This window comes from Gemmatimonadota bacterium, from assembly GCA_016209965.1.
GTDB lineage: Bacteria > Gemmatimonadota > Gemmatimonadetes > Longimicrobiales > RSA9 > JACQVE01.
This window is the reverse complement of sequence record JACQVE010000240.1, coordinates 1-8828: the sequence shown is the minus strand read 5'-3', so window position 1 is coordinate 8828 and position 8828 is coordinate 1. Positions and strand designations below refer to the sequence as shown.

Sequence of the window (8828 nt, the reverse complement as noted above, 5' to 3'; positions counted from 1 at the left end):
TGCGGCCTTCGGGCAGGCCAAGGTCGAATGGGACGCCTTCCGCCGCCTCACCTTCGAGACGCCGCCCGCCGCCCTGGCGGCGCCGCGCGTCGATGGTGGGAGCCGGTTGCGGGGCACCGTGCACACGCGCAGCGGCCGCCAGTACAGCGGGCTCCTGCGCTGGGATGACGACGAGGAGTACACCTGGGAGATGCTGAACGGCAACCCGGAGGAGGGGGTCGAGCTGCAGCTCGAGTTCGGCCAGCTCCGGCAGATCGAGCGCCTGTCGGACAGCGCGGCCCGCGTCGAGCTGCGGGACGGCCGGCGCTTCGAGCTCGAGGGTTCGAACGACGTGGACAGTGGCAACAAGGGGATCTTCGTGAGGCTGACCGGGGGCCGCATGGTCAGCGTCGAGTGGCAGGAGCTGCAGCGCGTCGAGTTCCGCCCCTAGTGGCTCGCCTCGAACAGCCCGAGCTGCCGGCCCTCGCCCGGCCGGTGGAAACCCGCGGTCTCGAGCGGCGCGCCCAGGCCGCGCTGGATCCCGGCCTTGCGACACGCCGCTTCAAACAGCGCGTCGATCTGCTCCGCCCACACCCCCACGCCACGCATGCGCAGGTGGAAGCGGGGGTCGTTCAGCCTGCCCCGGCGCAGCTCGCGTAGCCGGTTCAGCACCTTGCGTTTCCGCTCCGGGAAGTGCTGCCCGAGCCACTCCTCGAACAGCTCTTTCACCCCGTGCGGCAAGCGGAGCAGGATGTAGCTGGCGCCGCGCGCGCCCGCCTGCGCCGCCGCCTGGATGATCGAGGGCAGCTCGTGATCCGTCAGCCCGGGGATCACGGGCCCCACCATCACCCGCACCGGAATGCCGGCCCGGGCCACATCCTCGATGGCCCTGAGACGGCGCGCCGGAACCGACGTGCGCGGCTCCATCACCCGCTGCAGCGTCTCGTCAAGCGTCGTCACCGAGACGTTCACCGCCGCCGCGTGGTAATGCGCCAGCTCGGAGAGCACGTCAATGTCCCGAGTGACCAGGTAGTTCTTGGTCACGATTGCCGCCGGGTTGCGGAACTCCGCCAGCACTTCGAGGCAGCGGCGGGTGATGCGCAGCCGCCGCTCCGCCGGCTGGTAAGGGTCCGTCACCCCGCTGAGCGCAATCACCTGCGGCTCCCAGCCAGGTGAGGCCAGCTCCTGGCGCAGCAGCTCAGGCGCGTCCTCCTTCACCAGGATCCTGGTCTCGAAGTCCAGCCCCGCGGAAAAACCCAGGTACTCGTGGAACGGGCGAGCGTAGCAATAACTGCAACCATGCTCGCATCCTCTGTACGGATTCACACTGGCCGAGAAACCCACGTCAGGGCTGTCGTTGTAGGCTATGATGCTGCGGCTGGCGTCCCTGAAGAAGCGCGTGCGCGGACCGGGATCCTCCGGGTCACGCGCCGCCGCGTCCGGCAGGACCACGAGCGGCTCGAAGCGGTTGGGCGGGTTGCTCGCGGCGCCCCGGCCGCGCAGCGGTGGCGGGCTCGACTGCATGGCAGACCCGGGAACGGGTGATTCGTCGGCGGTACGCCTAGGGATACAGACAGGCTACCGCTCGGCCACGGCTACGGAATACCGCACGCAAAGGGCGTACGGCTATCGGTACGGGTACGGGTACGGGTACGGGTACGGGATGAAAGGTATACCGAACAGAAGCCGAAGACAAGAGGCCGGCCGCGTGGCGTAGCGCGGAACTTTCGGCGCGCTGGCGCCGGTGCTATGGGAGAGAGGCGGATCCCCGCACGCCGGACAGCCGGGGAGCGATGCCGGCCGACTACTGCACGTAGCGCAGGACGTCGTAGAAGAAGCGCACGCCGAAGCCGACCTGCTCCACGCTGATGCGCTCGTCGTTGCCGTGCACGCCGCGCTGGACCTCGGCGCGTTCGACCTTGAAGGGGGAGAGGCCGTAGGTGATGATGCCGGCGGCGCGGTAGATGGGGCGATCGGTGGCGCCGGTGAGCATGGGGGTAGTGACGAGCGCCTGGGGATCGCGCTCGCGGGCCGCCCGCTCGATGGCGCGGAAGAGCTCATTGTCGACGGGGTTCTCGAGCGGTGCGGCGGGCGTGGACAGGCGCGTCCACTCGAGCGCCGGGTCGCCGGCCACGTCCTTGAGTGTCTGCAGGAGGCTGGCGCTGTCCGCGTCGGGCAGCAGCCGGATGTCCAGCTCGGCCGAGGCCTCGGCCGGGATCACGTTGGTCCTGTTGGATGCGCTCAGTACCGTAGGCGCGATGGTGTTGCGCAGGATGGCGTTCCAGTAGACGTGGCTCAGGATCCACTCCCGGGCCTGGGGGTCGTCGAGTGCTCGGCGCACGTCCGCCAGCCAGGCCCGCTGCCTGGCCGGGTAGTTCCGGGATATGTCGCGGAAGTATTTGTCGACGCCAGGCGTGACGTGGAGCGGCGTCTCGTAGCGGGCGATGCGGTCCAGCGCCGCGACCAGCCGGGGGACCGGGTTCTCCCTGGTGGGGCGCGAGCCGTGCGAGGGCGTGCCCCGCACACTCACCCGGTGCCAGAACGTGCGCTTCTCGGCGACGCCCACACCGTAGTAGTCCAGCTTGCCATCCTCGAGCGGGTTCTCCCCGCCCTCCGTGATCAGGAACTCGACGTCGCGGATGAGGTCGGCGTGGCGTTCCACGAACACGCGCGCGCCTTTCGAGCCCACTTCCTCGTCTGCATTGGCAATGAAGACAATGTCCCGCGTGAGGGGGACGCCGCTGCGCTTCAGCGCGAGCAGCGCCATGAGCTGCACGATGCCCTGCCCCTTCATGTCCAACGCGCCACGCCCCCAGACGTAGCCGTCCTGCACCGCGCCGGAGAACGGGTCCACGCTCCAGTACTGGGGCGTGGCCGGCACCACATCGATGTGGTGCACCAGGGCGATGGCGCGCTTGGCGCCGCTGCCCTTCAGGCGGGCGTACAGGTTGGCGCGGCCCGGGCCCAGCTCCGCCGTATCCAGGATCTGCGCCGGGATACCTTCCCGCTCGAGCAACTGCTTGAGGAAGAGCACGCCTTCCAGCTCGTTCCCCGGCGGATTAGTCGTGTTGATACGCAGGTAGTCGGAGAGGACGCGCACGGTCTCGTGGGCGAGCGCCGGCCAGTCCACGGGCCGGGGCGGCTTCGCGGCCGGCGTCTGGGCGAGCCCCCGCGCCGCCATGAAGCCGAGCGGGCCAAGGGCAAGGAGCAGTTGTCGGATCGAAGAGGTCATCCTGTGCTGACGACGCCGCCGGTCAAGCCATGCGCCGGGACCTTCGCTGCTGGTTGCGGCGGATGTGCCGCCTCATCGGCGCTGGAGCCATAGGTATGGTCTGCTCCGGGTAAACGATGCTGAAGACCGATATATGCTCGTCGATCTTGGGCCAGTGGATGCCGCTGCCTCCGCCGATGAGTTCCCAGTCGGCGCGCTCCTCCGGTGTCGCCTCTGCGAGGATGGGGAACATGGAAATGAGCGCAGAATACCGGCTGCCGTCCTCCAGCTCAACCAGCAGATGGCTCTCGGTCACCTGCACTGCTCTGGCCCGGAGGCTCTCTGAAGTACTCATCCCATGCCCTTTGGAGGAATCCCCGGTTCCTCTCGACATGCTTCCGTACGGCTCGCTCTTCCGCGGGACTGAAGCCATGCGATTCCGCGATCTCGAGCGAATCTATCCACACTTTGGCCTCGCCACCACCCTGGCGGACGTGAACATGCCGTGGCTCGAGGCCACCGCCGGAGAACTCGCGGCATTCCCGGATGTCGCGCCACCAAGGGGGCGCGGGAACGTTTCGGCATCAACGGAAGTCGCGGGACTGGAAGGTGATCTCGCGCGCGGTCAGCTCGCGGAAGCGGCGGCCCACCACATTGATGGCCCGGTCCTCGCGCTCGAAGCTGCCCTCGACCACCAGGAAGGGCGCGAAGTGCACCACCTCGCGGTGGCGCTGGTAGGTGCGGGCCGGGACGATGACATTGATGAAGCCGAACTCGTCCTCGAGCAGCACGAAGACCGTGCCCCTGGCCGTCTCCGGGTGCTGGCGGGCGACGACGAGGCCGGCCACGACGACGCGCTCCCCATCCACGAGCTGCTCGAGTTCCTGGCTCGCGGTCACGCCCGCGGCACGCAGCCGCTCGCGCAGGTGCTCCATGGGATGGCCGTGCGTGCAGATGCCCGTGGCCAGGTAGTCCAGGAAGACCAGCTCCTCGCCTTCCAGTTCCCGGGGGTCGAAGGGCAGGTGGCGCGCGGGCGCCAGGGGCAGGAGGTCGCCCGCGGCGCGCAGCGCCGCCCAGGCGGCCTTGCGGCGGCCGGGCTCGAAGGCCTCGAAGGCACCGGCCCGCGCCAGGTGCAGCGCATCGGCGCGGGTGAGCCGGGCGCGGCGGACCACGTCCTCCACGGAGGTGAACGGGCCGGCGGCGCGCGCGGATTGCAGTGCTTCCCGCGCCTTCTCGCCCCGTCCGCGGATGTGGCGCCTGCCGATGCGGAGGGCTGGGGATGTTCTCGTACCCGCACCCGTACCAGGCGGCGCAGCCGCCACACCCGTACCCGGCCGTTCTTCGGGTACGGGTACGAATTCCAGCGTGCAGTCCCACCCCCCGCGCTTGAGGCAGGGCGGCAGCACGGTCACGCCGTGCCGGCGCGCGTCGTGGACCAGGGTGGCGGGCGGGTAGAACCCCATGGGCCAGGCGTTGAGCAGCCCCAGGCAGAACTCGGCCGGGTAGTGCGCCTTGAGGTAGGCCGTAGCATAGGCAATGAGGGCGAAGCTCCAGGCGTGGGACTCGGGGAAGCCATAATTGGCAAAGGAGTGCAGGTCCTCGACCACCCCGGCGGCCACGGCCGGGTCGATCCCCCGCTCGATGATGCGCGAGCGCAGCCGCTCGAGCGCCGCGTGCAGCCGTGGCAGCTTGCGCTGGTGTCCCATGGCGCGGCGCAGCTCGTCGGCCTCCGCGGCACTGAAGCCGCCCAGCGCCATGGCCACGGCCATGGCCTGCTCCTGGAAGATGGGAATGCCGTAGGTGCGGCGCAGGATCGGCTCGAGCAGCGGGTGCGCGCAGCGCACGGGCTCGAGGCCGCGCCGCCGCCGGGTGTAAGGTCGGACGAAGCGCGCCTGGATCGGCCCGGGCCGGATCAGCGCCACCTGTACCACCAGGTCGTACAGCCGCTCGGGCCATGTCTGCAGGATCGACTGGATCTGCGCCCGGCTCTCGATCTGGAAGGTGCCCACAGTGTCGCCGCGCGCGATCATCTCGAAGGTGGCGCGATCGTCCACCGGCAGCCGGTACAGCTCCAGCTTCTCGCCCGTCCGCTTCTCGATGGCGTCGAACGCCAGATGCACGGCGGACAGCCCGCCCAGCCCCAGGAAATCGAACTTGGGCACGCCGGCCGCGTCCAGGTCGTCCTTGTCGAACTGCAGGATGGTCCGCCCCATGGTGGTATGCTCGATGGGCAGGTACTCGCCCAGCGGCCGGCAGGAGAGCACAAAGCCGCCCGGGTGCGTCGAGCGGAGCCGCGGCAGGTCGTCCAGCGCTTTCATGGCGGCGACGAGCGCGCGGCCGCGGGCATCGCCCAGCTCGAGACCGGCCTCGGCCGCGAGCCCCTTCTCCAGCATCTCCGCGCCCGCTGAGGGCGCGTGGCCGTGCATGCGCTTGGACAGCCTGAACGCCAGCTCCGCGGGGTAGCCCAGCGCGCGCATGACGTCCTGCACTGCGCTGGGCGCGTGGAAGGTCTGGGTCACGCAGGTGATGGCGGCGTGCTGGCGACGGTACGTCTGGTACATGTAGTCCAGCACCTCCTCGCGGCGGTGCATCTCGAAGTCGACGTCGATGTCCGGCGCCTCCGTACGCCCGTCCGTCCGCACCTCGGAGAGGAAGCGCTCGAAGAGCAGGCCGTGGCGCACGGGGTCCACCGCCGTGATGCCCAGGCAATAGGCGACCGCGGAGTTGGCCGCGCTCCCCCGCCCCTGGCACAGGATGTCGCGCGAGCGGGCAAAGCGGACGGCGTCCCACATGACCAGGAAGAAGCCGGCAAAGCCCAGGCGCCGGATCACGCCCAGCTCGTGCTCGAGCTGCGCCCGCTGCCGCTCGTCCAGCTCGCCCCAGCGCTGGCGCGCGCCCGCGTACACCAGCTCGCGCAGGTAGGAGTCATCGTCCCCTCGGCTCCGCTCGGGGCAGGCGTGGCCGGGCGGCACGGGGAAGCGCGGGAGCGGCGGGCGCAGCCAGCGCAGGTCGAAGGCGCGGCACTCGCCGGCTAGGCGACAACTCTCCTCGAGCCCCCGCTCGCGCCCCTGCCAGAGCGCCGCCATCTCGGGGGGCGACTTGAGCCGCCACTCGCCGTTGGGGTGGAGCAAGCCCCAGGACGCGGCCGTGTTCACGCACACGCCGGCCCGCAGCGCGGTGAACAGGTCGTGCACCAGCCGGCCGCCCGCGTCCAGGTAGCGCGGATCATTGGCCGCCACCCAGGGCACGCCGCCCCGCTCCGCCAGCTCGATCAGCGCCCAGGCCAGCGCCGACTCCGCGCCCGACACGTGATGGAGCTGCACCTCGACCGCCAGCCGCCCGGCGAATACCTCGCCCCAGCGAGCCAGCATGAACGCCGCCTCCTCCGGCCGCTCCGCCCGGATCAGCGAGGCGATCTCACCCGCGGCCGGCCCGGTCAGCGCGATCAGGCCGGCGGAGCGCTCGGCAATATCCTGGAAGGTGAGCGACGGCCGGCCCCGCGGGGGCGCGCCTCGACCCTCTCCCTCCCCTTGGCCCCGGCCCTTGGCGCCGGCCGCCTCGGCCTCTCCCTCCCCTAGCCCTTGCCCTTCTCCCTGCCACACCCGCAGCTCGCCCACCCGCGCCCTCGTCACCAAACCCGCCAGGTTGCGGTAGCCCTCCTCGTCCCGGGCCAGGAACGCCGCCGGGCACCCGTCCACCAGCAGCTCCGCGCCCACCACGGGCTTCACCCCCCGGCGCTCCGCCTCCAGCGCAAAGCGGATAACCCCGCCCAGGTCCGCGTGGTCCGTGAGCCCCAGTGCCGTGTAACCCAGCTCCGCCGCCCGCGCCACCAGCGCCTCGGGCGTCGAGGCGCCATCGCCGAAGGAGAAGGCACTATGGGCGCGCAGCTCGACGTACGACACGGGAGATCCGATCCCGCAGAGGGTTCCGTTACAGCGCGGGCGGTAAAGCCGTGGCCGGCCGACGATAAGGCGAGTCCAGCGGCAACCGTCGTCGCCCACAAGCTATACCGAATAAAAGCCGAATACAAGGGGCGTCCCTCCATGGAGAAGATCCTTGACTGCCGCCGGCCTGCCGGGTAAGATTATAGCGTTATAAACGCAGTGAACGGTCGAGCGGCCGATTGCTGCGCACAGCTCTCAGGGCCCCGAAAGCCCCCGGGCGCACCGACACAGCCCCACGAGGGAAGCGAGGCAGGCATGGCCGACGCAGCGAGAGTGCTGGCCCCGAACGAAGCAGGGGAGCTGCTGGACGTGCTCATCGAGGCGGGCGAATTGGGGAAGACCGACACCGACCGCGTGCGGATCCTGAAGGAGCTGTTCGCCACCAGCGACCGCGTTGTGCTGGCGGACGTCGTGGCGACGCTCTTCCCCGAATCGGTTAGCGAAGTCGCCGCCATCAACTTCCGCGGGTTCAAGAAGCGCTTCAACGACCTGGCCGAGCAGGCGCATGTCCCGATCCGCCTGGCATTCGACGCCCGCAAGCCCAAGGGGCTCGAGCGGCGCGCCTGGTTCAAGGGCACACCCGCTCTGGACGACCGCCAGGCCGCGAAGCTGGTCGAGGCCACGCCCGCCTACGACCCCAGGGATTACGTCCCGCCGGTGGCGGTTGCCTTCGAGGCGGTCACCTTCCCCCAGGACGTGGCGCGAGCGCTGGAAGAGGCGGCGCCCGACGCATGGCGGCAACTCGATGCCGACCGGCAGGAGTTCCTCTGCAGCCTCACCTGCCGCCTCCAGCCTTTCGTCCAGGTGGTGGGGCCGACGCCGGTTCCTCATGTGATCGGCTTCGAGGCCCTGGCCACGACGCTCCAGGGGGAGGGGTTCGGGCAAATCGCCGGGGCCGGAAGAGCTCTGGGGATTCCGAGCGAGCTCGTCCATATGGCCGTGTTTCGCGTGGCGCTGCGTACGGCCAACACGCTGCGCGAGCTGGCGGAGCAGGAAGGTTTCCCGAATGCCCGGCGTCTGCTCGTCAGCGTGAATCTGGACCCCGAGATACTGCGGAACCGCGGCTTCGACCCGTGGCTCTACCACTCGAGCCACCTGTTCTTCCAGGGCCTCGCCTTCGAGGTCAGCGAGAAGTCCGCGGGCACCGACCTCGCCTTGCTGCCGAAGCTGGGGGCCGCGTACGGCTTGCGATTCGTGCTCGACGACGTCAACGAGATGAGCGAAGAGGCGCGCACCCGGCTAGCGCCGCACGCCGAGATGGCCAAGCTGGACGTGCGCGAATTCCAGCGCCTCGTCGAGGCGGCGGGCCAGGACCCGCCGGAGACGATTCGAGCGCTGAGCCGGTTCCGTCTGGAGGGCAAGCCGTTCCTGGTGGAAGGGGTGGAGTCGCACTGGCAAGAGCAGTACCTCGCGAGACACTGGGATGCAAAGAGCCTCGGGTCGCTCTTTGGGCAGGGATACCTGTTCGAGCCTGGCGAGCCTTGGAGCCGGTGGCTGGCCCCGCTGCCCGAGGGGGCCGCACGGGGATTTGTGCTCTGCCGCCTGCCCGCCCCGCCGCTGCTCGCCCGCCGCACCCGTCGAGGCGACAAAGAGCTCTGGCCCGCCGAACTACTCGAGGACGTGTATGCGACGCGCTACCCGCCGCACGTCTTCCAGCCTCCCCAGGTCCAAACCGAGGAGGGTGCTGTCGAGGA

7 protein-coding genes are annotated in these 8828 nt (G+C 70.0%); 2 read left to right on the top strand and 5 right to left on the bottom strand.

Annotated features, from left to right (window positions below; all coding sequences use genetic code 11):
* Positions 1-430: hypothetical protein (locus tag HY703_09625; GenBank protein MBI4545443.1), on the top strand; the 430-nt coding region annotated here is incomplete at its 5' end.
* Here HY703_09625 and HY703_09620 read toward each other — a convergent pair.
* The 5 genes from HY703_09620 to HY703_09600 all read right to left on the bottom strand — a co-directional run bounded on the left by HY703_09620 (position 427) and on the right by HY703_09600 (position 7092).
* On the bottom strand, positions 427-1503 hold the full coding sequence (locus HY703_09620) for a PA0069 family radical SAM protein (protein MBI4545442.1): 1077 nt from the start codon (positions 1501-1503) through the stop codon (positions 427-429). The genes HY703_09625 and HY703_09620 overlap by 4 nt on opposite strands.
* Positions 1504-1783: 280 nt before the next feature.
* Positions 1784-3211 carry a M20/M25/M40 family metallo-hydrolase gene (locus tag HY703_09615; GenBank protein ID MBI4545441.1) on the bottom strand — a complete coding sequence of 476 codons (1428 nt, stop codon included), beginning with the start codon at positions 3209-3211 and terminating at the stop codon, positions 1784-1786.
* 22 nt (positions 3212-3233) lie between these two features.
* Complete coding sequence (locus HY703_09610; protein MBI4545440.1) at positions 3234-3545, bottom strand: DUF2442 domain-containing protein; 312 nt, start codon at positions 3543-3545, stop codon at positions 3234-3236.
* Positions 3481-3738: a DUF4160 domain-containing protein gene (locus HY703_09605; GenBank protein ID MBI4545439.1), complete on the bottom strand. Its 258-nt coding sequence runs from the start codon at positions 3736-3738 to the stop codon at positions 3481-3483. The genes HY703_09610 and HY703_09605 overlap by 65 nt, the downstream gene beginning before the upstream one ends.
* Before the next feature lie 36 nt (positions 3739-3774).
* Positions 3775-7092, bottom strand: a complete 3318-nt coding sequence (locus HY703_09600; GenBank protein MBI4545438.1) for an error-prone DNA polymerase — start codon at positions 7090-7092, stop codon at positions 3775-3777.
* Between the two features lie 297 nt (positions 7093-7389).
* Between HY703_09600 and HY703_09595 the strand changes: the two genes are divergently transcribed.
* Positions 7390-8828 (top strand): EAL domain-containing protein (locus tag HY703_09595; protein MBI4545437.1); only part of this gene is annotated, 1439 nt, incomplete at its 3' end.